This is a genomic window from Natronomonas salina, from assembly GCF_013391105.1.
Taxonomy (GTDB): Archaea; Halobacteriota; Halobacteria; order Halobacteriales; family Haloarculaceae; genus Natronomonas; species Natronomonas salina.
Window position 1 is genome coordinate 839,454 of the sequence record NZ_CP058335.1, and the last position, 24,872, is coordinate 864,325.

27 protein-coding genes, 1 tRNA gene and 1 other RNA gene are annotated in these 24,872 nt (G+C 67.6%); 11 read left to right on the forward strand and 18 right to left on the reverse strand.

The genetic code is table 11. The features are described 5' to 3' along the window. Nucleotides 1-26: 26 nt before the first annotated feature. The 7 genes from mnhG to mbhE are packed head-to-tail and all read right to left on the reverse strand — an operon-like array spanning nucleotide 27 to nucleotide 6,061. Complete coding sequence (mnhG, locus tag HWV07_RS04705; protein ID WP_178333187.1) at nucleotides 27-464, reverse strand: monovalent cation/H(+) antiporter subunit G; 438 nt, start codon at nucleotides 462-464, stop codon at nucleotides 27-29. After that, nucleotides 464-757 carry an MrpF/PhaF family protein gene (locus tag HWV07_RS04710; RefSeq protein ID WP_178333188.1) on the reverse strand — a complete coding sequence of 98 codons (294 nt, stop codon included), beginning with the start codon at nucleotides 755-757 and terminating at the stop codon, nucleotides 464-466. The genes mnhG and HWV07_RS04710 overlap by 1 nt, the downstream gene beginning before the upstream one ends. Further along, a complete protein-coding gene (locus HWV07_RS04715) occupies nucleotides 747-1,319 on the reverse strand; it encodes a Na+/H+ antiporter subunit E (protein ID WP_178333189.1) in 573 nt (190 codons plus the stop codon). Before HWV07_RS04715 ends, HWV07_RS04710 begins: the two co-directional genes overlap by 11 nt. Then, nucleotides 1,316-2,905 (reverse strand): complex I subunit 5 family protein, encoded by a 1,590-nt coding sequence (locus HWV07_RS04720; RefSeq protein ID WP_178333190.1) that lies wholly within the window; start codon nucleotides 2,903-2,905, stop codon nucleotides 1,316-1,318. Before HWV07_RS04720 ends, HWV07_RS04715 begins: the two co-directional genes overlap by 4 nt. After that, nucleotides 2,905-3,255 (reverse strand): sodium:proton antiporter, encoded by a 351-nt coding sequence (locus HWV07_RS04725; RefSeq protein ID WP_178333191.1) that lies wholly within the window; start codon nucleotides 3,253-3,255, stop codon nucleotides 2,905-2,907. The genes HWV07_RS04720 and HWV07_RS04725 overlap by 1 nt, the downstream gene beginning before the upstream one ends. Beyond that, nucleotides 3,252-3,716, reverse strand: coding sequence for an MnhB domain-containing protein (locus HWV07_RS04730; protein WP_178333192.1), 465 nt, complete (start codon nucleotides 3,714-3,716; stop codon nucleotides 3,252-3,254). The genes HWV07_RS04725 and HWV07_RS04730 overlap by 4 nt, the downstream gene beginning before the upstream one ends. Further along, entirely contained in the window at nucleotides 3,713-6,061 is a 2,349-nt protein-coding gene (gene mbhE, locus HWV07_RS04735) for a hydrogen gas-evolving membrane-bound hydrogenase subunit E (RefSeq protein ID WP_178333193.1), read from the reverse strand. Before mbhE ends, HWV07_RS04730 begins: the two co-directional genes overlap by 4 nt. Before the next feature lie 329 nt (nucleotides 6,062-6,390). Here mbhE and HWV07_RS04740 point away from each other — a divergent pair, with 329 nt between their 5' ends. After that, on the forward strand, nucleotides 6,391-7,383 hold the full coding sequence (locus HWV07_RS04740) for a PGF-CTERM sorting domain-containing protein (RefSeq protein ID WP_178333194.1): 993 nt from the start codon (nucleotides 6,391-6,393) through the stop codon (nucleotides 7,381-7,383). 23 nt (nucleotides 7,384-7,406) lie between these two features. On the opposite strand, the gene HWV07_RS04745 is transcribed toward HWV07_RS04740, so the two are convergent. The 5 genes from HWV07_RS04745 to HWV07_RS04765 form a co-directional block, all read right to left on the reverse strand. Then, nucleotides 7,407-7,544, reverse strand: coding sequence for a hypothetical protein (locus HWV07_RS04745; RefSeq protein WP_178333195.1), 138 nt, complete (start codon nucleotides 7,542-7,544; stop codon nucleotides 7,407-7,409). Between the two features lie 62 nt (nucleotides 7,545-7,606). Continuing rightward, nucleotides 7,607-10,426 (reverse strand): DUF4350 domain-containing protein, encoded by a 2,820-nt coding sequence (locus HWV07_RS04750; protein WP_178333196.1) that lies wholly within the window; start codon nucleotides 10,424-10,426, stop codon nucleotides 7,607-7,609. 475 nt (nucleotides 10,427-10,901) lie between these two features. Next, nucleotides 10,902-11,333, reverse strand: coding sequence for a hypothetical protein (locus tag HWV07_RS04755; RefSeq protein WP_178333197.1), 432 nt, complete (start codon nucleotides 11,331-11,333; stop codon nucleotides 10,902-10,904). Nucleotides 11,334-11,875: 542 nt separating this feature from the next. Continuing rightward, on the reverse strand, nucleotides 11,876-12,622 hold the full coding sequence (locus tag HWV07_RS04760; protein WP_178333198.1) for a twin-arginine translocation signal domain-containing protein: 747 nt from the start codon (nucleotides 12,620-12,622) through the stop codon (nucleotides 11,876-11,878). Between the two features lie 798 nt (nucleotides 12,623-13,420). After that, a tRNA-Arg gene (locus HWV07_RS04765) sits at nucleotides 13,421-13,495 on the reverse strand. A 92-nt stretch (nucleotides 13,496-13,587) separates the two neighbouring features. Between HWV07_RS04765 and HWV07_RS04770 the strand changes: the two genes are divergently transcribed. Both HWV07_RS04770 and HWV07_RS04775 read left to right on the forward strand, forming a co-directional pair. Next, on the forward strand, nucleotides 13,588-14,421 hold the full coding sequence (locus HWV07_RS04770) for a geranylgeranylglycerol-phosphate geranylgeranyltransferase (protein ID WP_178333199.1): 834 nt from the start codon (nucleotides 13,588-13,590) through the stop codon (nucleotides 14,419-14,421). A gap of 49 nt (nucleotides 14,422-14,470) precedes the next feature. After that, entirely contained in the window at nucleotides 14,471-14,878 is a 408-nt protein-coding gene (locus HWV07_RS04775; protein WP_178333200.1) for a CoA-binding protein, read from the forward strand. 30 nt (nucleotides 14,879-14,908) lie between these two features. On the opposite strand, the gene HWV07_RS19715 is transcribed toward HWV07_RS04775, so the two are convergent. Beyond that, on the reverse strand, nucleotides 14,909-15,277 hold the full coding sequence (locus HWV07_RS19715; RefSeq protein ID WP_178333201.1) for a DUF5798 family protein: 369 nt from the start codon (nucleotides 15,275-15,277) through the stop codon (nucleotides 14,909-14,911). A gap of 86 nt (nucleotides 15,278-15,363) precedes the next feature. Between HWV07_RS19715 and HWV07_RS04785 the strand changes: the two genes are divergently transcribed. Beyond that, nucleotides 15,364-15,807, forward strand: coding sequence for a DUF7548 family protein (locus HWV07_RS04785; protein WP_178333202.1), 444 nt, complete (start codon nucleotides 15,364-15,366; stop codon nucleotides 15,805-15,807). Between the two features lie 74 nt (nucleotides 15,808-15,881). On the opposite strand, the gene ffs is transcribed toward HWV07_RS04785, so the two are convergent. The 4 genes from ffs to HWV07_RS04805 all read right to left on the reverse strand — a co-directional run bounded on the left by ffs (nucleotide 15,882) and on the right by HWV07_RS04805 (nucleotide 17,740). Continuing rightward, an RNA gene (gene ffs, locus HWV07_RS04790) (signal recognition particle sRNA) lies at nucleotides 15,882-16,196 on the reverse strand. A gap of 67 nt (nucleotides 16,197-16,263) precedes the next feature. After that, entirely contained in the window at nucleotides 16,264-17,169 is a 906-nt protein-coding gene (locus tag HWV07_RS04795) for a mechanosensitive ion channel family protein (protein ID WP_178333203.1), read from the reverse strand. Next, entirely contained in the window at nucleotides 17,166-17,414 is a 249-nt protein-coding gene (locus tag HWV07_RS04800) for a YhbY family RNA-binding protein (RefSeq protein WP_178333204.1), read from the reverse strand. Before HWV07_RS04800 ends, HWV07_RS04795 begins: the two co-directional genes overlap by 4 nt. 53 nt (nucleotides 17,415-17,467) lie before the next feature. Further along, entirely contained in the window at nucleotides 17,468-17,740 is a 273-nt protein-coding gene (locus tag HWV07_RS04805) for a ribonuclease P protein component 4 (RefSeq protein ID WP_178333205.1), read from the reverse strand. Nucleotides 17,741-18,051: 311 nt separating this feature from the next. On the opposite strand from HWV07_RS04805, the gene HWV07_RS04810 reads away from it, so the two are divergent. From HWV07_RS04810 to HWV07_RS04825, 4 genes are read left to right on the forward strand one after another with little or no spacing between them, the layout of a single operon-like run. Next, nucleotides 18,052-18,516 carry a 30S ribosomal protein S15 gene (locus HWV07_RS04810; protein ID WP_178333206.1) on the forward strand — a complete coding sequence of 155 codons (465 nt, stop codon included), beginning with the start codon at nucleotides 18,052-18,054 and terminating at the stop codon, nucleotides 18,514-18,516. 6 nt (nucleotides 18,517-18,522) lie between these two features. Then, nucleotides 18,523-19,611, forward strand: a complete 1,089-nt coding sequence (locus HWV07_RS04815) for a hypothetical protein (protein ID WP_178333207.1) — start codon at nucleotides 18,523-18,525, stop codon at nucleotides 19,609-19,611. Continuing rightward, nucleotides 19,608-19,865 carry a KEOPS complex subunit Pcc1 gene (locus HWV07_RS04820; protein ID WP_178333208.1) on the forward strand — a complete coding sequence of 86 codons (258 nt, stop codon included), beginning with the start codon at nucleotides 19,608-19,610 and terminating at the stop codon, nucleotides 19,863-19,865. The genes HWV07_RS04815 and HWV07_RS04820 overlap by 4 nt, the downstream gene beginning before the upstream one ends. Beyond that, nucleotides 19,862-20,509: a 30S ribosomal protein S3ae gene (locus HWV07_RS04825; protein WP_178333209.1), complete on the forward strand. Its 648-nt coding sequence runs from the start codon at nucleotides 19,862-19,864 to the stop codon at nucleotides 20,507-20,509. Before HWV07_RS04820 ends, HWV07_RS04825 begins: the two co-directional genes overlap by 4 nt. A 97-nt stretch (nucleotides 20,510-20,606) precedes the next feature. Here HWV07_RS04825 and HWV07_RS04830 read toward each other — a convergent pair whose 3' ends face one another. Further along, entirely contained in the window at nucleotides 20,607-21,038 is a 432-nt protein-coding gene (locus HWV07_RS04830) for a plastocyanin/azurin family copper-binding protein (protein ID WP_178333210.1), read from the reverse strand. Nucleotides 21,039-21,131: 93 nt separating this feature from the next. Here HWV07_RS04830 and HWV07_RS04835 point away from each other — a divergent pair, with 93 nt between their 5' ends. The 3 genes from HWV07_RS04835 to HWV07_RS04845 are packed head-to-tail and all read left to right on the forward strand — an operon-like array spanning nucleotide 21,132 to nucleotide 24,871. Further along, the gene (locus HWV07_RS04835) at nucleotides 21,132-21,815 is read left to right on the forward strand and encodes a protein sorting system archaetidylserine synthase (RefSeq protein ID WP_178333211.1); all 684 of its coding nucleotides are present in this window, start codon (nucleotides 21,132-21,134) and stop codon (nucleotides 21,813-21,815) included. Nucleotides 21,816-21,864: 49 nt separating this feature from the next. Further along, nucleotides 21,865-23,181: a HEAT repeat domain-containing protein gene (locus HWV07_RS04840; protein ID WP_178333212.1), complete on the forward strand. Its 1,317-nt coding sequence runs from the start codon at nucleotides 21,865-21,867 to the stop codon at nucleotides 23,179-23,181. Between the two features lie 34 nt (nucleotides 23,182-23,215). Beyond that, nucleotides 23,216-24,871 carry a phospholipase D-like domain-containing protein gene (locus HWV07_RS04845; protein WP_178333213.1) on the forward strand — a complete coding sequence of 552 codons (1,656 nt, stop codon included), beginning with the start codon at nucleotides 23,216-23,218 and terminating at the stop codon, nucleotides 24,869-24,871. The last annotated feature ends 1 nt before the right edge of the window (nucleotide 24,872 follow it).

Here is a 24,872-nt window from a genome sequence, read left to right on the forward strand (position 1 = left end):
TAGCCGACAACAAGCGGGCAAGGGGCTCAGTCCCCGGACGATTCATCGGACTCGTCGGCCGGTCGTGTACCGTCCCCGTCGGTCGACGTCTCACCCTCTGTCGCCGCGTCGTCGACTTCCGCCTCCACCTCGGGCGGTGCCGGCCAGGTCACCCCCTCTTCGAAGGGCACGCCCATCCGCTCGGCCGAGCGGGCGATCATGTGGGCGCCGGTCGGCACCGTCAGGAAGAGGAAGGCGATGCCGAGCAGCGACGGCAGCCCGTCGCCGCCGGGGCCGAACCGGACGAACGCGGCCGTGAAGATGGCGGCCGTTCCCAGGGTCGTCGGCTTGCTCGTCGCGTGCATCCGGTTGTAGACGTTCGGGAACCGGAGCAGCCCGATCGTCCCGATGGCCAGGAACAGCACGCCGACGGCTATCAGTGCGGTCATCACGGCCGCCTCGACGGTTCCGATAGCTTCGACCATTATTCGATGATGTCCCCCTCGATGACGAACTTCGCGACCGTGACGGTCGCGATGAACCCGATGATCGCTAGCACGAGCCCGACGTTGACGAACAGTCCGCGGCCGGTCAACAGCGCGAACAGCACGGCGATGGCGACGACGTTCGTCGCTATGGCGTCGACGGCGACCACCCTGTCGGGGATGGTCGGGCCGGCGACGACGCGGTACGTACAGAGCACGCAGAGCCCGGCGACGAGCAGCAGCGCCGCCTCGACGGCCACCTCGAAGAACGCCGGCGTCGCCTCAGCGGCCACCGCGATCACCTCCCGTGATGGTGACCCGCTGCGGCCGGTCGCCCGGGTCGAGCTCCTCGTCGAAGATGACGAGGGCGTAGTCCTCCCAGGTCCGGATGGGCTCGACGACCTCCTCGACGTTCCGGCCGTCGATGACGTGGACGTACAGCCCGTTGAACTCCTCGTCGTAGTCGAGCGTCACCGTCCCCGGCGTGATGGTGATGCTGTTGGCGATGGTGGTGACCCCGAGGTCGGTCTCCACCCGCAGCGGGACGTAGATGACCTCCGGCTCGATCGGCGGGCCGGGCGCCACGGCGCGGTAGGCGACGTCGAGGTTGGCGACCACAACCTCCTGGAGGAACACGAGCACGTAGAGGACCGCGTACGGGACCGCGCGGATTCCCCGGTCCAGGTGGTAGGTGTCGGCGTAGAACCGCCGGAAGAGGAACGCGACGGGGAAGCCGATCAGGACGCCGAACAGCAGTTCGCCCACGACGGCGTCGAGGGTCGGGTCGGGGCCGCGGACGAACAGCCACAGCGCCACGAGCACGAGCCCGAAGACGGGCCAGGTCCGGGTCTTCACGACGAACCACCTCCGTCCGGCAGGACGACCTCGACGTAGGCGTCGGTGTCGGTCGCGGCCGTCGCCGCCGCGTCGGCGAACCGGTAGACGCCCTCGAAGCCGACGCCGACGCCGACGACGGCCAGCGCCAGCACGACGAGGATCGCGACCTGGACGCTGTCGCGACCGCCGTGGTGGACGGCCGTCGACCGGTCGCCCCAGAAGGCGACCGTCCACGCTCGCGTCGCGTACGCGATCGTCAGCACGGAGCCGACCAGGAGCGCGACGCCGCCGGCGAGCGCCTCGCCGCGCAGCGCCGTGTCGAAGACCAGGAACTTGCCGACGAAGCCCGAGAGCGGCGGAATGCCGACCAGCGACAGCGCGCCGACGAAGAACGTCCCCGAGACGACTGGATACCGCCCCGCCAGCCCGCCGAGGTCGGCCAGCCGGCTGGTGCCCGTCGCGCTGCGGACGGTGCCGGCCACCAGGAACAGCATCCCCTTGGTCAGCGTGTGGTGCAAGGCGAACACGAGGGCCGCCAGCAGCGCGAGGTTCCGGGCGGCGGCGTCGGGCGCCACGGCGGCGACCGCGACGGCGACCCCGATGAATCCGACCTGGCCGATGCTGGAGTAGGCGAACACCCCCTCGAGGGAGCCGGCCTGTATCGCCCCGGCGCCGCCGACGGCGATGCTGGCGATGGCCATCACCAGGAGGACGGGCCCGAGGAACGCCAGCGGCGAGTCCCCGCTTGCGCCCGGGAGGCTCACCGGGACGGTCGCCTCCGAGAAGACCGTGAAGTACAGCCGGACGATGGCGTAGACGCCGACCTTCTTGGAGCCGCCGGCCAGCAGTGCGGTCGCGGGCATCGGCGCCGCGGTGTAGGCGCTCGGCACCCAGAAGTGGAAGGGGACGAGTCCGGCCTTGAGGGCGAAGACCGCGAAGAGCAGTCCCGAGAGGCCGACGACCGGCGCGACCGGGACGCCGGAAGCCGCCGGGTCCGCGAGCTGCTGGGCCATGTCGGCCATGTTCAGCGTCCCCGTCGTCGCGTACAGCCCGCCGATGGCCACCAGCATGACGGCGCTGCCGACGATGTTGAGCACGAGGAACCACAGCGTCGCGCGGGTGTGCTTCGGCCCGCCGTAGAAGGAGATGAGGACGTAGCTGGCCATCAGCATGACCTCGAACCAGACGAAGAGGTTGAACAGGTCGCCGGTGAGGAACGAGCCGGTGATCCCGAGCAGCAGGAAGTGATAGAGGGGGTAGTAGAAGACGTCCTGGTCCTCCCGCCTGAGGTACCGCTGGGAGAAGACGAGCGCGGGAACGGCGATGGCCGCGGTCAGGACGAGCATGAACGCGGAGAGAGCGTCGACGACGAGCGTGATGCCGAACGGTGCGGCGTGGCCGCCGAGCTGGTAGGCGACGGCGCCGGGCGCGTCGGGTGCGAGGACGACGCTCCAGACGACGGCGGCGACCGTGGCGGCGTAGACGACGCCGCCGAAGAGCGCGGTTCCGGTGCGGACCGCGGGCCAGCGACGCGTCAGCAGCGCGACGGTCGCCGTGACGAGCGGGACGAGTAGCGGCGCGATGACGAGGTGGTCTGCGACCATCAGCGGTCACCCCCGAGTTCGAAGACGTCCAGGGTGTTGTGCTCCTCGTACACCCGGTAGGTCATCACGAGCGCGAAGGCGGTCATACCGAAGCTGATGACGATCGCCGTGAGGACGAGCGCCTGGACGACCGGGTCGGTCGTCTGGGGCGCCTCGCCGCCGTGGGTCGCGAGGACGGGGACGGCGTCGAAGCTGGCCTCGACGAACCCGCCCATCGTCAGGAGGTAGAGGTTCGCCCCCTGGCTGACGATGGCGGTCCCCCAGATGACGGCGACGAGGTCCCGACGGAGCAGCAGGAACGTCCCGAAGGCGAACAGCGAGCCGAGCAGCGCCGCGAGGACGACCGTCATTCCGATCCCACCACCGAGAGCACCGTGAGGAGACCGCCGACGACCACGCAGTAGATGCCGAGGTCGAAGGCGAGCGCGCTGGCGAACTCCAGTTCGTGGTAGATCGGGACATCGTGGAGGATGACGTAGTCCTGGGTCAGGAACGGGTAGCCGAGGGCTATCGCCGCCAGGCCGCTGGTGACGGCCAGCGCCAGCCCGAAGACGAACAGGCGGCGGTAGGCGTCGACGATGCGGTCCTCGAAGGGGTTCCCGCCCGTCGTGGCCACCTCGCCGAGGAGGACGCGCTCCAGGTCGTCGAGGCCGAAGGTGATGTAGATGAGGACGAACCCGACGGTCGTGAGGACGCCGCCGATGAAGCCGCCCCCGGGGAGGTTGTGCCCCTGGACGAACAGCGAGATGGAGACCATGACGATGAACGGGACGACGACGCGGGTCGTCGTGCGCATGATGACCGTGCTCACGGCGACTCACCCCGGGTTCGCATCAGGACGACGGTCAGCACCGCGACGGCGGCGATGACGATGACGACGCTCTCGCCGAGCGTGTCGAAGCCCCGGAAGTCGGTGAGGATGACGTTGACGACGTTCGTGCCGCCGCCCTCTTCGACGGCGTTCTCGGTGAAGAACCGCGCAAGTTCCGACTCCGGGCCGTTCGACGTGACGAGGACCGTCACGAAGACCGCAGCACCGACTGCCAGCGAGAGGATGGCGTCCCTGGCGGCCGTCCAGCCCTCTATCTCACCGTAGAACGCCGGCAGCTCCTCGATGACGAGCAGGAAGATGACGAGCGTGAGCGTCTCGACGACCAGCTGGGTCAGCGCGAGGTCGGGCGCGCTCGCGAGGATGTAGACGATAGCGATCATGAACCCGACCACGGACAGCAGGAGGACGCCGAGGACCTGCGAGGGGTCGGTCGTCATGAAGCCCGCGGCGACGACGCCGACGAGCAGTACCAGCAGGATGACCCCAGAGGTTCCCAGGAGGTCGACCGGCGGGACGTCGACGCCGGCCGCGAGGTAGCCGCCGAGGGCAAGGGCGGCCGCCGTACCGACGAGCCAGGCGACGTAGGTCCGGAGCAGTCCGTTCTGGACGCGCGGGACGAGCGCGACGCTGGCGCGGTCGAGGCCGTCGAGCGAGAGGTCGTACCACCAGTTCGCCCGGACCGCCGGAGCCCGCGCCAGGCCGGACCGGATGCCGTCGTGCAGTCGGTCGTAGAACGGATAGAGGAGGGCGCCGCCGCCGAGCGCGACCGCGGTCATCCCCAGCGCCGGCGAGACGTGCGTCGGCAGCCCGAAGTGGACGTTCTCGGGGTTGCCGCCCGTCGCCGTCACCGCGGAGCCGACGATGACCTCCTCGGCGAGGGACGGCGCGACGCCGACGGCGCCCGCGACGACCGCGAGGACGGCCGGCGGCGCGAGCAACGTCAGCGGCGGCCGATCCACCTCGCCGAGGGCGGCCGGCTTCTCGCCGAAGAACATCGACAAGAAGCGGATTGAATAGAGGAACGTGAACACGCTAGCGAGGGTCGCCGCGGCGGGGAAGAGCCAGCCGAGCCCGCCCAGTTCGTGGCCGGCCTCGTAGGCGGCCTCGAAGAGCATCTCCTTGGAGTAGAAGCCGTTGAACGGTGGGACGCCCGCCATCCCGAGTGCCGCGACGGCGGTGACGAGCGCGGTGATCGGGAGATCGCCGCGGAGCCCGCCGAGGTCGGCGATGCGGCGGGTGCCGGCTTGGTGGGCGACGATGCCGGCGACGAGGAACAGCGCCGCCTTGAACGTCGCGTGGTTCAGCAGGTGGAAGACGCCGGCGCCGGCGCCGTAGTAGGAGGTGAAGCCGAAGCCCGCGACCATCAGCCCGAGGTGGCTGGCCGTCGAGTACGCGAGCAGCTCCTTGACGTCGGTCGCCGCGACCGCCAGGACGGCCGTGACGGTCATCGTCAGGATACCGACCGACGCGAAGAGGACGAGCCACTCGGGACTCGCCAGGATCGGGCGGAACCGGCCGACGAGGTAGACGCCGACCTTCACCATCGTCGCGGAGTGGAGGAACGCCGAGACGGGCGTCGGCGCGGCCATCGCGTTCGGCAGCCAGAAGTGCAGCGGCACCTGCGCCGACTTCGCGCCGGCGCCGACCGCGACGAACAGCAACACCGGAACGAAGAGGCCGGTCTCCCGGAGGGCAGTCTGCATCGCCTCGGGGTTCTCCAGCATCGCGACGAGGTCGAACGTGGCCGTGCCGAGGGCCGTCGCCGAGGCGTACCGCATCGCGAGGACGCCGAGCAGCAGGAACAGCCCGCCGCCCACGGTGACGAACATCGCCATCCGGGCGGCGTACTTCGACTCGGGGTCGGCGTCGTGGTGGCCGATGAGCACGAACGAGCAGACGCTCGTCAGCTCCCAGAACAGGAACAGGACGACGAGGTCGCCGGCGAGCGCGATGCCGAGGATCGACCCCATGAACGCGAGCAGCGCGGCGTAGTACCGCGGAAGGGAGGACTCCCCGTGCATGTAGCCCGCGGAGTAGACGAAGACGAGGACGCCGATGCCGCTTGCCAGCAGCGCGAACAGGAGGCCCCAGGCGTCGACGTGGAACCGGAAGGCGGCGTCGAGTTGCGGCACCCAGGGGACGCCGACGGTGCCGCTCGTGCCGTGCTGGGTGGCGAGGAGGCCGAAACAGGCGAGGGCGACCGCGGCGCCGACGTAGCCGGTACGCTCGCCGAGAGCCCGGTAGCAGAGCGGGACGAACAGCGTGGCAGCGAACGGGAGCAGCACCGCGAGGAGGACGACCGGGAGGTCCGGCGCTCCGGTCATCGGTCCCCTGCGGCGGTCGGCGCGTGGCTATCGGCTCCAGCGACCATCGAAGTGACCTGAATCTGCGTCGCACGCCGACAAAACTCTAATGGAGTGGCGACGAGTCGACGAGTGGTCGGTGACTTCGAGGACCGGCCGTGTTGTGGCCCGTCCGACGGAATCGGCCGGTAGCCCCTCGCTAGAAGCCCGATAACTGCCATAGCCTGTGAATACTTATCGGGTTCTCCCCGCTCGCCGAGAACGGGACGAGGTCCGGCCCGGGTGGACCGGTCGACGACCGTCCGCGACTCGTCGGCGTCGCGCTCGGGCGGACATCGTCGTGAAATACGATGACACGTTCAGTATACTTCCGACACGCCCTCCTCATCGTCGGGCTCTGCCTTCTCGTGGCTGGAGCGGCGATCGCCTTCGGCGGTGGGGGATCAGGGTCGAGCATCGCGAGTGCCCACGAGGGCCACAACGATTCGGAGCACGGCAGTTCGGTCAACTCCTCGGCCGTCTCCGAACAGCGGTACGTCGAGGAGGCCCCCGAAGAGGGCGACGAGTACTTCGAGGCAAAGGCCGAAGACGGCAGCTGGATCAGCTACGACAACCCCCGGGACCGCTACCGCGACCCGATGATCGGGAACGCCTCCGGGAAGATCTGCGTGACGCTGCGCAACGAAGCGGGCGAGGTCGTGGTCGGCGAAAGCGTCCCCGACACGTCCGTCACCATCCCGACGCCGTCGCTGCCGTGGCACTCCTACGCGGACCCGATGGTCGTCGAGTTCCCCATGACCGACCACTACGACCGGCCGCTGGACTCCGACCAGTTCGGCACCAGCGACGACCTCCCGCAGGGCGACGGCTACATGGACGCCCACTGCATCGAGTACCACGGCCCGCCGGACAACAAGACCATCGAGTACGGCGAGGCCATCGTCGACGGCGAGCACGCCGACCGGGTCGAGGTCGTCGGCTACATCCAGCAGGCCCACGAGGCCTGGGACAGCGACGTCGACGCCATCGAGGACGCCGTCTCCTACGAGGAGGCCGGCGGCGAGTGGACGATGGAGACGGGGCAGTCCCACGGGCAGGTGACCGTCGTGCTGCAGCTGGACGGCATCGGCCAACAGTCCGAGACCGGCGGTGACGAACAGAACCAGACGAACGCGACCGACACATCGCCGACCGAGACGAACGGGACCGAGACATCCGACGACCGGGCGACAGACGACGACGGATCGTCGGGACCGATGGACCAGACGGCGCCCGGTGCCGGTGCAGTGCTCGTCGCGCTGATCGCGTCGCTCGCTGCGCTCTACCGAGAGCGAGGCGCGTAACCGCTACAGCCCGGATTTTCTGGTCATCGTTCGCCGGACTGGGATTCGGCGTCGTACTCGGGTTGTTCCTCGTCGAGAGCTAGCCAGATCCCGACGATACCGAAGCTCAGGCCGAGCAGGACCAGCATCCCGGTCGGACTGCCGATCCCCCTGGAGGACACCCGCGAATCGTTATTCGTCCATCGATCATTCACGGATTCCGCTCGGGGCACAGTTCAATGCATCAGTCGTCCGACTGGCCCCGGCTACTGGGGCCCTGTCCGTTCCCGTTGTTGCGGCCGCGATTTCGGGACGCATCCGGGGACACATCGATATCGGTAGTCGTAGGGATGGCTGGGTCGTCGGCGACGTTGTTCACGGCGTCGGTCACGCGGCTGTCGCCAACGCGCAGACCCGTCTCGAGAGTCGCGGCCAGCTCGTTGAGATATCCCGTCGCCGCCGACGGGGCCGACCCGGACCCGAGGAGGACGACGGCCCCGCCGTCGTCACGGAACGAACGGACGGCCGCCGCCTCTTCGGCGGTGAACTCGCTAACCGGCGTCGTAACGATCAGGGCTCGGGCCCCGGAGAGCCGATCGAGCGTGACGTCGTTGATCTGCTCGAAGGTCGTGCCGCGCCCTTCGAGGTGCCGCTGGTAGTACGCGGCGTCCTCGTTGGAGAGTGCGTACTCGACGCCGGCCTGTCCGTGGCCGCCGTCGATGAAGACGATGTCCTCACGGTCATCGTCAGCTAGGTCCTCGATCACATCGCTCAGGAAGGGGAAGTTAGCGAACCCGGACGTGTCGGCCTCGAATCCTTCGAGCCGTTCGTAGGACTCGTCGATGAGTAGCGACCCGCCGACGGCGACGCCCGCCTCCGAGTCCACACCGAACAACGGGAGCTGCTTCCGTGACGACCGCCCGTCACGGGCCGCCTCGGGCTCGGAGTACACAGCGACCGTCTGGGGGCGTGGGCGACCCTGGGCATGGTCGAGGACGGCCGCGTCCGGGAAGAACACCTCATCCAGCGCCCCCTCACGGTACGGCGAGGCCGCACTGATATCGCTCTCTGTCCAGATCCCCGTCCCGTCCTGCCGGGCCGCCCACTCCACAGCCCAGAACTCGTCGTGTCTGGCCAACGTCGAGCCGTAGACGCGACCGTACCCCGATTCGATTAACTCACGATTGTACAGTGTCTCGCGCTGCCCGTCGCCGTCGACGTCGTACTCGGCGTAGGCGAGAAGCCGCGTCGGATCACGGAGCGGCTCGTTCTCGTCGAAGTACACCGTGACACGCTCACCCTCGAGGCGGTTACGGGCGAACTCCGTTCCGCGGTCGGCCCACTCGACGAGATAGTCCGTCGTGCGAGCGTCCGGGTCGTCGTCGATTCCATCGCGCATCTCGAACAGCGAATCCGGACCGGCGAAGTTCGCCGTCGTGGGAACGAAGTCGCTGCCGGCGTTGTTCTCCTCGTCCTCGACTTGATCGTCGTTGAACCGGAACCCGAGGTCGAGGCCGTCGGCGACCGCGTTCAGGTTCGCCGTCTCGTCGTAATTGCTGAAGTCCGCCTGGTCGTGCAGGATGACGGCGCCGCCGTCGGCGACGAAGCCGTCGAGCGCGTCAAGTTCGTCAGTCGTGAACGTGTCGGTTGGCGAGGTGATGACCACCGCGTCCGCCGACGAGAGATCGCCAGCCAGGTTGGTCGTAGGCTCGAGCGTGTAGCCGTTGTCCTCAGCGTACGTCTCGAAGGTACTGAACTCGTCGAGCGTGTAATACTGCCCGTGGCCCTCGTCCCACAGGACCGTGTCGCCGTCGACGAGGTGATCGTAGAGGTTCAGCAGGAACTCCTCGTTGTCCGCGGTCGTGTCGAAATCGGCGTCGACGAACGGCGCGCCGATCCCGGCGACTGTCCCGTCGATCGCCACCAGCGGGATATCGGTGTCGTCAGGGTAGGTGACCGCGTCATCGCCATCGTCCGTATCGGTGTTGGTCGCGGTCGGTTCGGCGTAGACGGCGACGAGCGAGTCATCCGTCAGCGGGTCCATCTCAGCGCTGAGTAGGCTGGCGGTCGAGTCGAACACCAACTCGTCCACCGCGTCCGGCTCGCCGATATCGTAGGCCAGGCCCTCCCACTCTTCGGGACGCTCCGCCGAGGCGGCGACGCTCGCACTCTCCGGTGTGTCGACTCCGAGGACCCGAACGGTCGCCGTGTAGTCCGTCTCCAGCCCGACATCCGCAGCGTCGAACACCACGTCGAACGTGTCCCCGTCGGCCACGCTGTCGATCGCAACGTCGTACTCCCGGCCGCGCCGCAGATCGATCGTGATTCCCGGCCGGTCCTCGAACAGCGGGAAGTCGTCGTTGAAGTTCGACGTCAGCGGGAGATAATCGATACCGACGTTGTTCTCCGTGTCCCCGACTTCGCCGTCATTGAACCGGAATCCGAGTCCCAGACCGTCAGCGACCGCGTTCAGGTTCGCCGTCTCGTCGTAATTGCTGAAGTCCGACTGGTCGTGCAGGACCACGAGCCCGCCGTCGGCGACGAAGCTGTCGAGCGCGTCGAGTTCGTCGGTCGTGAACGCATCGCCCGGAGCGGTGATCACGACCGCATCTGCCGCAGACAGCTCCGTCGTCAGGTCAGATGTCGACTCGACTGTGTAGCCGTTGTCCTCGGCGTACGCCTCGAAGTTCCGGAAGCTGTCGAGCGTGTAGAACTGCCCGTGGCCCTCATCCCACAGGACGGTTCCGCCAGCCGTGTACTCGTCGTACAGGTTCAGGAGGAATTCCTCGTTGCCGAGGTCACCGAGGGGGTCCTCGCCCTCGAGCTCCGGGACGAGATCGCCATCGTTGACCAGCATCGCTCCGACGCCGACGACGGCGCCGTCCCCGCGTTCCTCCACGCCGACGAGCGGTACGTCAACGTCGTCGGGGTAGTTCACCGCGTCGCCGTCATCGTCACGGTCCCTGACCGTCGCGGTCGGTTCGGCGTAGACGGCGACGAGCGAGCTATCCGTCAGCGGTTCGCCATCCGCCGCCAGTAACCCGCTCGTCGACGAGAACAACATCTGCCCGATCTGTCCCTCCTGGGTAGCCGCGACCCTCGTCGCCAGTCCCGCTGGAAGTGACTCTGTGCTCGCTGTTCCAACGGTTCCGGCAGCCGCTACACCCGCCACTGTACTCATGAATCGACGTCGACGCATCACAGGGTGCCACGGAAGTCCCAGAATGAAAAATCCTAATTTCCAGATACCTTCATCGGTACAAATACGTAGAGAGAGAGAGATCGAGATGGGTCTTGCAGGCCACGACGGATCGACGACATGTGTGAGGGTAGCCTGATCGCCACTGAATCAGAAGGGCAGTTGGCAGGATTCGATACCACCTCAGGAGGACCGATCGTCGGTTTAGAAGATACGATCCGTATCGGCCTGGGTTGCCGAGAGTGCTGGCGTCCTGACGGCTCTGCTCGATCTGTCCGGGATACCGATTGAACAGAGACCGGGGGGTAGAAGATTCCTCGCCGAGTAGCTGTGGTCGACGTCACGGACCCCGTCTCACGCAGGAACGGATTTTGAGGCGATTGAATTCGGACCGTGACACCTCGATAGTGCCGCCACCTTCATCGCCCGGGATATCGTTACAGTCATGACTCTCGTAGCGAACGAGATAGTACGGTTCATCGGCTCCGTATTCCTGCTGGAGGTCTTCGTGGAGCGATTTTGGAGCCTCTGCTTCGGGTCCGAACGCACCTTCGTAGTCAGGGTGGACCGTCCGAGTGTCCTCGCCATCGTTCTCGATGGATTCGGTCATGACGATTAACGATCCCTGCACCTCAGTCGTATCAACTGCTATCTGCCGCCAGAACACCCGTCCCTCTCGGCTGTTCACGTGGGACCGGACGAACCAGGCACCAATCCCTGTCCCGAGGACACTGACCGCACCAACCCCCTTCAACACCGACCGTCGTTTCACGTAGGTGGAATGCTTCGTGTCCGAAGATAAGCATTCCGCCTTTTCGGAATCTGTGAGCGTCAGAGACCAGGGCAGTCCCTGGGTCCAGGCCACATCCGGTCGATACAGACGATGTATCGACCAGTCACTCGTTGTGGGAAATCGGAGAACGGGAGATGGTGATAGCGGCTGACTTAAGCGTCGCTGTTACGTCTGGTGTCGCTGAGAGAGTTGTAACAAGATGGGCGCTGCAGGAGCGGACAAGAAGGATTGAGGCCCAGGAAATTTGAACCTGAACCCTTAAGTATTTGTAGAAGAGAGCGTCGGGTAAGCGATAGAACTTCGTGAAGATCGTCTTCCAGATGTTCCTCGCTGTACTCCACCTCCTCGAGATACTCTCTCTCGTCGTCTTCTCGACGAAAGCAAATCAGTGATATAGAGGATAAATGAAAGAGGACGGCTCAAAGTTTCTTGGTTCTTGATCTAACCGAGAAATATACGAGAATTCACGGGCGGAGGTATCCGCCCGGTTGCGATGCTAATGGACAGTAGTGCGCTTTTCCCTATGACTGATCAGCTTCAACGTTGCCGTTGACTTCACCGCCGGTAGTGGCGGTCGCCTCCCGGTTGTTCACGGTGACCTCGAACCGCGCGGTGTCTTCGGCCTCGATGAGCTGAGTGCCGCTGCCGGGTTCGCCATCGTAGACACGACAGACCTTCCGGACATCGACCTTCGTCCGGTTCGTACCGCCGTCCTCGTCTGCGGTGAACGGGTCGGTACTATATGGACTCGATACCGGGTGTGCATCATTAGTACCGTCACCGTCCGTATCGAGGTCACTTGAGTCATCGTAGGCGATGGCGTAGTCCTTCTGGCTGTAGGGGCTGCCGAACTTGAACTGGAAGAACCCGTCCGTTCCGGAACCAGAGTTCGAATCATTATCGCCACCCCAGCCGCCAGTTTCACCTTCCTCGTACTCACCGCCGCTGCCGTCGCCAAGCTGCCCATATCGGCTACCTTGGTCGGCCCAGCTCGTCCACGAGTTATCGCCTCGCTGGTGTCGGGTGTAGACTTGGTATTCGCCGTACGTCGCGTCCGAATCGAGACCATCCCATTCGAAGCGGAGGCGCCCACCGTAGGACACGTACGTGATTTCACCGTCGTCAGTAGTGACCGCACTTGGACTGATTCCATCAAGGTTTGCGTTGGCTGCCGTGGCGTTACCGGTTAGCGCGATGACGCCGAGACCGCCAACGGCGGTGCCAGCTCCGATTCCACCTGCCGTCTTGAGTACATCTCTACGTTCCATAGTCTGACCATCCCCACATTTCTCTCATCACGCCGGAGAGGCGCTCTAATGCCCTCTTCCGAGGACGTGAATGCGAAAGTGAGTAGTTTGTATAAACAATGGGGGTAGTTTCTACCGGAATGAATTATCTAACCCGATTATCTAATTGAGTTAGTCACCGAACTAACAAGAATGATGAACTTATATTGTTGAAGAGTTAGTGAACCTACATATTAAGGCTATTTCCTATTTTCGATTTATAGAGAATAGTTAAAGTGGCATATTACTATAGACATTTTGTTCCCGTCATTCTATCATTAGGAGGAAACTCCTCTGAGGAGTCGGGGGCTCGGGAGCAGTCGAACCCACCCCGCCATCGAGACGTTCGCCGAAAGTCAGCCGCGATAGAGTCGATGGGGACGTCCTCCACCGGCACCTCATCTTCGAGGTCATCTATAATCATTCGAAGCTGTGTAATTTCCATTTGGTAAGTATTGGTAGGTGATGGTAAAAACCTACTCTGCGTGTGCAGGGACTACTCTAGCTTACAAGGGCGGGTGTGGTCGTTCCCTCAGCGACGAGTTCGGTCTCGGATTCCTTAATCAGGTGGATGAGTCGCTACCGGGGGACACCAATTACCTGCCCCAGAGAAGACCTGAAGAACACATTTATGCTATTTCAGTGAATCGTTAGCACTGACGAATCACGTGACGGAGGCGACCCGCATGATGCAGCATAATGAACTCGCACATGCCAATGAGGCAGGGTTTATACACACTCCTACGCCGTCTGTTGACTCCTAATCGTTATGCGGCGTGATGGGCGCTGCAGGATTTGAACCCGCGACAGCTTGGTCCGAAGCCAAGTACTCTGTCCAGACTGAGCTAAGCGCCCTCGGGCGTACCTAACTCGATTCGCGGTTTTAACATTGTCCATTCGCCGACGGTTCCGGAGGGTTCAAGCGCGCGGCGCGGAAGCCGGCAGGTATGGAGCAGGTGCGCGGGCTACTCGAGCTGCTGCGGCCGGGCAACGCGGTGGCGGCGGGCGGACTGACGTTCATCGGGGCGTTCGTCGCCGGCGGACTCGGGGCGCCGCTGCCGACCGCCTTCGCCGTCCTGGCGACGGTGCTGGCGACCGGCGGCGGCAACGCGATCAACGACTACTTCGACCGAGAGATCGACGCCATCAACCAGCCCGACCGGCCGATCCCCCGCGGCGCCGTCTCGCCCCGAGGCGCACTCGTCTACAGTATCACCCTGTTCGCCGTCGCCGTTGCGCTGACGCTGCTGTTGCCGTGGCTTGCCATCGCCATCGCTGTGGTCAATCTCGTCGCACTCGTCGCCTACACGGAGGTGTTCAAGGGCCTGCCGGGCGTCGGCAACGCACTGGTCGCGTACCTGACCGGGAGCACGTTCCTCTTCGGCGGCGCGGCCGTCGACGGACAGCTGGGTCCGGTGCTGACCCTGTTCGGCCTCGCCGCCGCCGCGACGATGGCCCGCGAGATCGTCAAGGACGTCGAGGACGTCGCCGGCGACCGCGAGGAGGGGCTGCGGACCCTCCCTATCGCCATCGGCGAGCGCCAGTCGCTCCTCGTCGCCGCGGCGTTCGTCGTCGCCGCAGTTCTCGCCAGTCCCGCGCCGTACCTGCTCGGGACCTTCGGCCTCCCGTACCTCGTCGCGCTCGCACCCGCGCTCGTCGTGATGCTGGTCGCGACCTACCGATCCTTCGAGAGCCCGACGACGGGGCAGTCGTGGCTCAAGGCGTCGATGTTCGCCGCCGCGATCGCGTTCGTCGTCGGGCGGGCGGCGGTCGTGCTGTGAACCGCACGCTGGCCCAGACGTTTTCCCCCGCGGCCACCCACGTTCGGGTATGCCAGTCGAGAGCGACGACGAGCTCCGCGAGGTACTCGAGGCCGATCCCATCGCCGTCGTCGGCTGTTCGGCGACGCCGGCGAAGGAGGCCCACCAGATCCCGAAGTACATGCGCAAGCGCGGCTACGAGATCATCCCGGTCAACCCCTACGCCGACGAGATCTTCGGCGAGGAACCCTACGACTCGCTGGCCGAGGTCGACGAGGAGATCGAGATGGTGGACGTCTTCCGGCCGAGCGACGAGGTCGCGGGTATCGTCGACGAGGTCCTGGAGCGCGACGACGTGGACGTGGTCTGGACGCAGCTCGGCATCCGCGACCGCGAGGCCAGCGAGCGCGTCGAGGAATCGGGTCGGCAGTACGTCGAGGACCGCTGTCTCAAGGTCGAGTACCAGCGACTGATGTGAGCCGGCCGACGAAGGCTGCAGTAACCCGAATTACGCCCTGTCTTCTGCGTCCCCTATCGTATCGTCAGCTTGTCCGTCGGTCTCGGTGGTCTCGTCGGGGCCACCCACCTCGCTGGCGCCGCCGTCGCCTTCGGCCTCGGTGACCGCCGATTCGGCCTCCTCGATGGCGACCTGGGTGTGAATCGTATCGACGTCGATACCCTCCTGCTCGGCGAGCGCTTCGATGACGGCACCCTGCTGGTCGACCTTGTTCTCGAGGGTCTGGACCCGCTCGTGAGTGTGCTGGACCGTCGCGCGCATCTCGAGTACCTGGTCGCGCAGCTCGTTGATCTTGCTGTACAGCTCGTCGCCCATGTCGGCGACCTTCTGAAGTTTCTTGGTCGCGCCTCCGAGTCCCATGCCGCCGCCTTGGACGGCGGCTGCCGAGTGCCTTGCGGTCGACCGGAATCCAGTCGGGTTAAGACGCGGGGCGCCGCAGCACCGGTATGGACAGCCGTCGCGCCGCCCCGTCGCTCGGCATCGTCGCCTCGCTGCTGCTCGTCGTCCTGGTGGCCGTCCCGTACTTCGTCGTCGAGGAGACACGGCTGGTCGGCTCCTACTACGGCGCCGGCGCACTGACCCCGTGGGCCAGCGCGCTGATGGCGCTCGTGGCGGTCATCGTCTTCGCCGCGGGACGCAAGGGGCGTACCGACCCGGACACCGCAGCAGGCGCCGCGGTCGGGCTCGGCGTCGTCACCGCCCTAGTGGCCGTGGTCTGGGCCGTCACCGTCCCAGCCGACGTCCCGCTACAGTTGACGACCGACCGACCGATCCTCGGCCCGCTGACGTCCGCGACGGTGCTCGAGTACCATCGCTGGGCGCTGGCCGTGGTCTCGGTGCTCCCCGCCGCGGCCGCCGCCTGGTACGCGAAGGCGCTGCGGCTCTTCTGAACGTTCTTCTATAGGGATTCGAGTCGCGTGGAATCGACGAGCTGTCCGCTCGTCGGGTGAAAATCGAGATGATTGGGTGGACGCCGGGGTTTGCCTGGCCCGCCCAGTACGGGGAGTCCCGCGTGCCTCCTCCACCCCGCGACCCTGCGGGCGACAGCTGTCCGCGGGTCCGCTGCTCACTTCCGTGCCTGACGGATTACCCACGGTTAACCGCGACCGAACGTCCCTGCAGACGCCGGCCGGCGGACCGCTGCCCTCGCAGGACGAGGCTTCGACGTTGGCTTGCGGGGCCCGTACTGGTTGGGCCAGACGCACCCCGGATTCGGTCCCCCCTGAAGACCATAGTGGGGGTATCGAGCGGGGCCTAACCGCCCGACCTGAGTCCATCTCACCGTAGACGGCAGGCACGTAAGAACCTTTCGTCACCGAGGAGATCCGCCGTTGGGGGGTTCTCGCTCAGTCCTCGGCGACCTGCTCTTCGGCGACGGGGCCGTCGGCGAACTCGATGCCGCCGGTGAGCTGCCGGTGCGGGTACGGGATGTCGATGCCAGCCTCGTCGAAGCGCTCCTTGACGCGCCGGACGTACTCGCCGCGGACCTTCACGAAGTCCGAGCGCGACGGGTTGGCGATCCAGATGCGGGACTGCAGCGCGACGTCGGAGTCGCCGAGTTCCGTCAGCCGGACCGACGGCTCGGGGTCGTCCATGATGCCGTCGTGGCGCTCGGCCTCCTCGAGGATTATGTCGGTCGCCTGCTGGATGTCGTCGTCGTAGCCGATGCCGAAGTCGAACTTCAGGCGGAGCTTGTCGGCGTCGACGGGGTTCTTGACGACGTTGTCGGTCAAGTGGGAGTTCGGCACCGTCAGCAGTTCGTTGTCGAACGTGCGCACGCGCGTCACCCGGAGGCTGATGTCCTCGACGACGCCGGAGAAGTCGCCCGTGTCCCACTCGATCCAGTCGCCGATGCGGAACGGCCGCTCGACGAAGATGAAGACGCCGGCGACGAAGTTCTTCAGGACGTCCTGCATCGCGAACCCGATGGCGAGCGTCGCGGCCGCGGCGATGGTCGCCAGCGACGTGAGGACGTTCCCGCGGCCCGAGGCCGCGAAGGCCGCGCCGAACGCGACGAAGAGGACCACGAAGAACAGTACCTTCCGCAGCGGCATCTTGGCGTGTCGGTCGAGACCACGCCGGTCCATCGCCCGGTCTGCCAGCGGCATCACGACCGCCCGACCGATCAGGTAGACGACGACGAAGGCGACGATACCGAGGACGGCGTAGCCCACCGGGTCGCCGTACGCCGCTGGCACCCCGAACGTCCGATCGAGGAACTCGCCGATGAAGTTGCTCTGCGCCGGAATCATCGATGGAACACTGCCGTGTGGCCGCGCGTGTCCACGAGGTCGGCAGAGACGCGGTCTGCCAGCTCCTCGGCCAGCTCGTCGGTCGTCGTGCCGCCGCGGGCCGCCCGCAGGAACTTCACCTTCACGAGGTCCCGGTCGGTCAGCTGGTCGCCGAGCTCGTCGACCACCGGGTCGAGGCCCGACTTGCCAACCCACACCGTCACGTCGAGGTCGTGGGCGCGCGCCTTGAGGTCGTCGTCAGTCATAGAGCCGCGTTCGAATCCCGGACGTATAAGAGTGGCAGAAGCGGACGCCAGCGTCAGTACGGGTACCGCGCCTGTGTGCCGCAATCGCAGGTGACGACGACGTGGCCGTCGCGCGTCCGGACCCGGGCGTTCCGTCCCGGGATGAGGTAGGCGTCGCAGTCGTCGCAGGTGAACCGCTTGAAGCGCCGGGGCAGCGGTAGGCGGTTCCGCTCGGCGACCCGTCGGGCCCGGCGGACGTAGCGCCTCGCGAGGTGCTGCTCGCCCTCGCGGGCCGCCTCCCGCGCGAGCTCGTGCAGGCGCTCGATTCGCTCCTCGGCGACGCTCACGGGGTCGAATTTTCCCGGGGCGTGTATAGGCGTTCTGTAATCGGGGGCGGGATGGGAGAAGGCGTGGGAACCGGTCAGCGGAACGCAGTCAGACACGGTCGAGCCGGCGATCGCCGAGTAGAAACGGTTTAGTGTCCGAGTCGTCCAGACACAGACGGGAACCGCACGACCGCAAATCTGACTCGCCGGCCACTTGGTCGGCTCGGGATTGCGGTAGTGCTGGCGCAACGCCACGGCAACGGCCACCCTGGCCACTGTCGCGCAACCGCGCCACTAGCTACGAGCGGTCCGTGCAGTTCCAATACAGGACAATGGCACGAATGCACTCACGCCGCCGAGGGTCGTCCGGTTCGGACCGCCCCGCGGCAGACGAACCGCCGGAGTGGAGCGACGTAGACGAGGACGCAATCGAGGAGCGCGTCGTCGAGCTGGCCGAGGAGGGACACGACCCCAGCCAGATCGGCCTGAAGCTCCGCGACGAGGGCGTCCAGGGCACGCCGGTGCCGGACGTGAAGCTGGCGACCGGCAAGAAGGTCACCGAGATCCTCGAGGACAACGACGCCGGCCTCGACCTCCCCGAGGACCTCCGGAACCTGATGGAGCGGGCCGTCCGCCTCCGCGCCCACATGGAGGAGAACCCGGGCGACGCCCAGAACAAGCGGGCGCTCCAGAACACGGAGTCGAAGATTCGCCGACTCGTCGACTACTACCGCGGCGACGAACTCGACGAGTCGTTCACCTACGAGTACGACGAAGCGAAGGAACTGCTGGAGTAAGTCACGATGTCCGCCGCCGGAACCCCCGAGGACGCCCCCGACCGCGCCGCCGCGGCGCTCCGCGACGCCGAGTTCGTTCGGCTCGTCGCGACCGCCGACGGCGACGCGCTCGCAGCCACGGGCCTGCTCGCCCGGGCGCTCGACGCCGTCGAGACGCCCTACCAGGCGAGCCTCGCGACCGTCCCCAGGGAGCCGGCTACGGACGCGGACTGCACGGTCGCCGTCGGCCACTCGTTCGGTGCCAGCGGACAAGCAGAAGACGTGACGCTCGAGTCGACGCCGCTGGCTGTCGCCGCCGCCGACGTGGCGCGCGACCTCGCGCCCGACGCCGTCGACCCCGTGCTCGCACTCGCAGGCGCGGTGGCGGCCGGCGCGGAACCCTCGGGGTCGCTGCTGGAGGCGGCCGGTCTCGACCGGCGGCCCGGCGTGGCGATTCCGACGGAGGACCGCGTCGACGGCCTCGCCGGTTCGACGCTCGTCCACGCGGGCTTCTCCGGCGACGGCCAGGCGGTCGAGTCGCTGCTCGCGGACCTCGGCGACGACGCCGACGGCCGCACGCTCGCCTCCTACGTGGCGCTGTCGGCGGTGGAAGACGGGCCGCCGCGGGCCGCCGAGGCGGTCGAGCGCGCGCTGCACCCCCACGAGTGCGACCGCTTCGAGACGCTCGGCGGCTACGCCGACGTCCTCGACGCCGTCGCCCGGGACCGCCCCGGCACGGGCATCGCGCTCGCGCTCGGCCACGGGGTCGAGTCGGCGGCCCTGGAGACGTGGCGCGCGCACGGCCAGCGTGCGCACACCGCGATCCGGGAGACCGAGACGAGTCGGTACGACGGCGTCCTCGCGGCGCGCGTCGGCGCCGACGCGTCGCTCGGCACCGTCGCACGCCTGCTGTTCGAGTACCGCTCGCCGGAGCCGATCGCCCTCGCCGTCTCGGACGGCGAGGCGGCGGCCCTCGGGGCGTCGTCCGTCGAGGACGCGCTCCGCGACGCGGCGACGGCGCTGGACGGCCGGGCGACCGCCCGCGACGGCCGCGGCGCGGCCACGTTCGACGGCACCGACGACGAGTACGTCGACGCGTTCCGGAGGGCGCTATGAAGCGAGCGACCATCCGCACCGAGCACGACCGCCCCGAGCTGGTGGCGGCCGCCCTCGAGCCGGACAACACCGACGAGATGACGACGCGCGTCGAGTCGACGGCCGACGACGACGGCGACGAACGTGCCAGCGGGCGCGCGGTCGTGACGACCATCGAGCGCGAGACGACCGGCAGCCTGCGGACGACGGCGGACGACTACGTGACGAACCTCGCGGTAGCACAGCACCTGATCGACACCACAACCCAATCATGAGCGAACGATCCGTATCCCGACAGAAACAGGAGAAGCGGTGGTACACCATCATGGCCCCCGAGATGTTCGACCGGGCCGAACTCGGTGAGACCCCCGCAGACGAGCCCGAGCAGGTCTACGACCGGACGATCGAGACCACGCTCGGCGAACTGAACGACGACCCCAGCGAGAACAACACGAAGCTGACCTTCCAGGTCAACGACGTCGGCAGCGACGCCGCCTACACCGAGTTCATCCAGCATGAACTCACCCGCGACTACCTGCGCAGCCTCACGCGCCGCGGCACCTCGAAGGTCGACGCCTTCGTCACCATCCTGACGACGGACGACTTCCGCGTGCAGGTCCAGCCCGTCGCCTACACGACGAAGAGCGCCGACCACAGCCAGGAGCACGCGATCCGCAAGACGATGGTCGACATCGTCGAGGATGCCGCCGACGACCGTACCTTCGAAGGACTCGTCGACAGCATCGTCGAGGGACGGCTCTCCTCGGCCATCTACAACGAGGCGAAGACCATCTACCCGCTCCGCCGCGTCGAGATCCAGAAGACGCGCCTGGAGGCCCACCCCGAAGAGGTCGCCGCCGAGGAGGAGGCCAGCGTCGACGTCGACGAAGAGGACGTCGAAGTCGAAGAGGCCGACTGAACCGACCGACTTTCTCGTTTCTTCACGCCGCAGAGCGGAAGCGCCGGCAGTCGCAGCGGCAGCAGTTGTAGCACCAGCAGCCGTCTACCTCGAGGGGTCACTCGGTGACGACGACGACGCCGGCCATCCCCTTGCGCTCGTGGGGGATGCAGAAGTAGCGGTGTTCGCCCGGCGTCTCGAAGGTGTGGGTGAACGTCTCGCCGGGTGCGATGTTCCCCTCTCGACCGCCGGACCAGGCCTCCCGGGCGGCGTCCGTGCTCTCGAAGTCGCCGCTCGCGAAGAACGTGGCGCCGTCGGGGAGGCCGGACTCGTAGGCGGTGACGGTGTGGCCGCGGGTACCGTTGTTCCCCCAGACCACCTCGTCGCCGACCGAGACCTCGATGCGTTCGGGGACGAAGGCGTTCGCTGACATGCCGACGTCGTAGTCGTCGTCGGCCAGGCCGCCGTCGCCGAGGCCGACGTCGACGCATCCGGCAGTGGCTCCCGCGAACGCGCCGCCGGCGGTCGCCAGGAACGCCCGTCGGTCCATACCGGCCGTTCCGGCCGGATCGCCATAGGCGCCCCGGTTTGACCCCGAAGCGAACGTACTAAGGCCGCACTCCCCGACCGCCACCATACAGCCATGCAGCCGCGCTTCCTCGGGGAACTGGGCCTGGCGGACGCGGTGACGGTCGCCAACGCGGCGCTGGGCTTCGTCGCGGCGGCCGTCGCCCCGGCCGACCCCGCCCTGGGGGCGCGACTCATCCTCCTGGCCGCCATCGCCGACGGTCTCGACGGCGTCGTCGCCCGCGCCCGCGGCGGCACCCCGGTCGGGGAGCACCTCGACTCGCTGGCCGACGTCGCCTCCTTCGGCGTCGCCCCCGCTGTGTTCGTCCACGCCGTCGCCACGGACGGCGGAGCGATCCCGCTGGACTCCTCGCTGGGCATCGCAGCCGCGGTCATCCCGGCGGGGTTCGTCGCGATGGCCGTCGTCCGCCTCGGCTTCTACATGCTGTACGACCGTGAGGCGCCGGAGACCGACGGCGTCCAGACGACGCTCGCCGGCACCATCCTCGCGGTCGCGTACCTCGCCGGCGTCGCGGAGCCGACCGTACTCCTCGCCGCGACGGCGCTGCTGACCTACCTGATGGTCGCCTCGATCACCTACCCGGAGCTGTACGCCCGCGACGCCATCGTCCTCGGCGGGCTGCAGGCCCTCGCCGTCGCGCTCCCGGCCGCGCTCAGGCGCGTGTTCCCCCGGGCGCTGCTGCTGTTCGCCGTCGCCTACCTCGTGCTCGCACCGTTCATCTACTGGCGCGACACCTGACCGACCCCGAAGGGAAACGCCTTTGCCCCGTTCTTCCGGATACCCGTACATGAGCAACGGGGACGACGAGAACGCCGAAACCCCCGAGGACGCCGCCGAGGATGCGTCCGAGGACGCCGCAGAGCCCGCACCCGAGGAGGGGGAGATGGAGACGAAGGTGACCGCCGAGTCGCTCGAGGCCCGCCTCGACGAGGCCGAAGCCGACCTCGAGGAAGCGGAGACCGAGGCCGACCTCGACGCGGTCGAGAGCGAACTGGACGCCGTCGAGGCCGACCTCGAGGACGCTGACCTCCCCGAACCCGAAGACGAGGACGAGGAGGACCCCGCGGAAGCCATCCAGTCGCGGGTCGACGACCTCCGGAGCGACGTCGAGGAGCAGCGCGGCCCCTACGCCGACGACGTCCAGGAGTCCGTGGACGACTCCGCGGCGACGGTCCGGGACACCCGCTGGACCGAGAACGGCGAGCCCGACGTCCGCGCCGCGACAGAGGACTTCCTCGCGACGGCGAGCGACGAACTGGGTCGGACCTTCGGCCCCGAGAGCGATGACCTCGACGCCCACGCAGCCGCGCTCGAGGAAGCCGGCGCGACGATCGCCGAAGCAGGACTCGACGCCGACGAGGACGCCGACACCATCGCGACCCTCCTCGAAGCTGCCGAGGAACTCGAGGCCGCACTCGAAGCAGCCGAGGAGTGGAGCGACCTGACGGTCGTCCAGCAGCTCCGGAAGCAGGGCTTCTACGACCGGCTGAACCCGGCGAACCACAGGGACTTCCCGCCGGAGCGGAACGTCGTCCGCATCGCCGAGCACGAGAACGACCCCGAGCGCATCGTGATGGCGCTGGAGAAGTTCGAGTCCGACTTCATGGAGGAGGTCACCCTCGAGGCGCTCGAGCGGCTCGGCGCCGCGGAGGCCTTCGACGTCGTCCACGAGCGAGCGAAGAAGCGCGGCCGCCAGGAGATCCGCGTCCTCGGGAAGATCGGCGACGAGCGCGCCGTCGACACGCTCCTTGACTTCGTCAACAGCGACAACCCGCCGCTGCAGAAGGTGACCATCCGCGCACTCGGCGAGATCGGCAGCACCGAGGCGACCCAGGAGGTCGCCGACGCCCTCGAGGACGACGAGCCGACGGTCCGCTACCAGGCCGCCCGGTCGCTCGGCCTCCTCGGCGACACCCGCGCCATCGACCCGCTCCGGGACCGCCTCGAGAACGCCGATGACGACCAGCTCCGCGCCGCCTGCGCGTGGGCGCTCGTCCAGATCGGCACCGAGGACGCCCTCGAGGCCGCCGCCGAGCACGACGACGACCGCGCCTACACGGTCCAGGCCGAGGCCGAGAAGGCCCGCGACGCCACCGGCGCCTGAACCTTCTTGTACGAAGCCGGGACCAACCCGGCGCGTGACGCTCCGCCGCGCCGTCCTCGTACTCGCACTCCTGCTGGCCTGTAGCGGCTGCGCCGCCGCGACCGCACAGGCCCCCACCGCCACCGAGACCGTGCCGAACGCGACGCTCGTCGAGGCGTACCCGAACCCGGTCGCCGACGGCGACCCCGGCGAGTTCGTCGCCGTCCGGTTCCGCGAGCCGACGAACGCGACTGGCTGGACGATCACCGACGGCAACACCGTCGCGCACCTCCCGAACCGGACGGTCGAGGGGACGGTCGCCTTCTCGACGGCACCGGAGGAGGCGAGACGCCACACCGACCGCCGCGTCGCCGGTCTCGACGGACGTCTCCTGCTCGCCGACGGCGGCGACGAACTGGAGCTCCGACGGAACGGCGAGGCAGTCCACGTCGCGCGCTACCGGAACGCCCCCGAGTCGCGCGTCCGCGAGTTCGACGCCGGGGAGTGGCGGCCGGTGGGTGCGACGGACCTCGAACCGGTCCACACCGGCAGCGGCGAGGCGACGGCGTTCGTCCTCCCCGACGCAGACGGCAGGACCGCCCAGACGCTGGCGCGCGCCGACCACCGACTGCTGCTGGCGGGCTACACGCTCACCTCGGAGGACGTGACCGACGCACTGCTGGCGGCCCGCCGGAACGGCGCCGACGTCCGCGTCCTGCTCGACGGCTCGCCGGTCGGCGGCGTCACCGAACGCCAGGCCAGGCTGCTCGACCGCCTCGCCGACGGGGGCGTCGAGGTTCGGCTCCTCGACGGCCCCCACACCCGGTACCGCCACCACCACCCCAAGTACGCCGTCGTGGACGACCGCGCGCTCGTCCTGACGGAGAACTTCAAGCCCGCCGGCACCGGCGGGATGTCGAGCCGGGGGTGGGGCGTCGCCCTCCGCGACGCCGCGGCCGCGGATGCACTCGCCGACCTCCACGCCGCCGACCGGGAGTGGCGTGCGGCGACGCCCTGGACCAGCTATCGAGCGGGCCGGGACTTCGCCGACGCCGACCCGGCGCTCGGGAACTTCGAGTCCCGGCACGCCGCGCGGAACGTCTCGTACGACGCCGCGACGGTGCTGGTCGCGCCGGACAACGCCGAGGACGCCCTGGTCGCCGACCTCGACGGCGCCGACGACCGTATACTCGTCCAGCAGGTCGAGATCGGCAGCCGCGACGGCCGGCTACTGCGCGCCGTCCTCCGGGCCGCCGACCGCGGCGTCACGGTCCGGATCCACCTCTCCGACGGCTGGTACGTCGAGGCGGACAACGCCGCCCTCGCCGAGTGGCTGAACCGCCGGGCGGGAGCCGAGGGCTGGGACCTCGAAGCGAGAGTCGACGACGCTGCCGAGACGTCCGTCGGTTACGAGAAGGTCCACACCAAGGGCGTGGTCGTCGACGACGCCGTGGTCCTCGGCAGCCTCAACTGGGCGAACTCGGCGGGCGAGGAGAACCGGGAGGTGCTGGTCAGGCTGGACGGCGGGTCGGCGGCCGACTACTACGCCGGCGTCTTCGAGTCCGATTGGGCGACGGGAGACGCGGAGGAGGAATCGCTCCCGGCGGGGCTGCTCGGCGGCGTGGCCGTCGCCGTCTGCGGGATACTGCTGGTCGCAAGGAAGGTGACGTTCGTGGGCCGCGACGGGGTGGTGACCGACTGGCAGTGGTGAG

Coding starts and splice junctions, on each gene's coding strand:
- HWV07_RS04785 (WP_178333202.1), top strand. CDS start 15,364: ATGGACAGCCGTCGCGCCGCCCCGTCGCTCGGCATCGTCGCCTCGCTG.
- HWV07_RS04820 (WP_178333208.1), top strand. CDS start 19,608: ATGAAGCGAGCGACCATCCGCACCGAGCACGACCGCCCCGAGCTGGTG.
- HWV07_RS04725 (WP_178333191.1), bottom strand. CDS start 3,255: ATGACGGTCGTCCTCGCGGCGCTGCTCGGCTCGCTGTTCGCCTTCGGG.
- HWV07_RS04835 (WP_178333211.1), top strand. CDS start 21,132: ATGCAGCCGCGCTTCCTCGGGGAACTGGGCCTGGCGGACGCGGTGACG.
- HWV07_RS04800 (WP_178333204.1), bottom strand. CDS start 17,414: ATGACTGACGACGACCTCAAGGCGCGCGCCCACGACCTCGACGTGACG.
- HWV07_RS04760 (WP_178333198.1), bottom strand. CDS start 12,622: ATGGAACGTAGAGATGTACTCAAGACGGCAGGTGGAATCGGAGCTGGC.
- HWV07_RS04720 (WP_178333190.1), bottom strand. CDS start 2,905: ATGGTCGCAGACCACCTCGTCATCGCGCCGCTACTCGTCCCGCTCGTC.
- mnhG (WP_178333187.1), bottom strand. CDS start 464: ATGGTCGAAGCTATCGGAACCGTCGAGGCGGCCGTGATGACCGCACTG.
- HWV07_RS04840 (WP_178333212.1), top strand. CDS start 21,865: ATGAGCAACGGGGACGACGAGAACGCCGAAACCCCCGAGGACGCCGCC.
- HWV07_RS04770 (WP_178333199.1), top strand. CDS start 13,588: ATGGAGCAGGTGCGCGGGCTACTCGAGCTGCTGCGGCCGGGCAACGCG.
- HWV07_RS04740 (WP_178333194.1), top strand. CDS start 6,391: ATGACACGTTCAGTATACTTCCGACACGCCCTCCTCATCGTCGGGCTC.
- HWV07_RS04830 (WP_178333210.1), bottom strand. CDS start 21,038: ATGGACCGACGGGCGTTCCTGGCGACCGCCGGCGGCGCGTTCGCGGGA.
- mbhE (WP_178333193.1), bottom strand. CDS start 6,061: ATGACCGGAGCGCCGGACCTCCCGGTCGTCCTCCTCGCGGTGCTGCTC.
- HWV07_RS04795 (WP_178333203.1), bottom strand. CDS start 17,169: ATGATTCCGGCGCAGAGCAACTTCATCGGCGAGTTCCTCGATCGGACG.
- HWV07_RS19715 (WP_178333201.1), bottom strand. CDS start 15,277: ATGGGACTCGGAGGCGCGACCAAGAAACTTCAGAAGGTCGCCGACATG.
- HWV07_RS04810 (WP_178333206.1), top strand. CDS start 18,052: ATGGCACGAATGCACTCACGCCGCCGAGGGTCGTCCGGTTCGGACCGC.
- HWV07_RS04815 (WP_178333207.1), top strand. CDS start 18,523: ATGTCCGCCGCCGGAACCCCCGAGGACGCCCCCGACCGCGCCGCCGCG.
- HWV07_RS04750 (WP_178333196.1), bottom strand. CDS start 10,426: ATGTTGTTCTCGTCGACGAGCGGGTTACTGGCGGCGGATGGCGAACCG.
- HWV07_RS04775 (WP_178333200.1), top strand. CDS start 14,471: ATGCCAGTCGAGAGCGACGACGAGCTCCGCGAGGTACTCGAGGCCGAT.
- HWV07_RS04825 (WP_178333209.1), top strand. CDS start 19,862: ATGAGCGAACGATCCGTATCCCGACAGAAACAGGAGAAGCGGTGGTAC.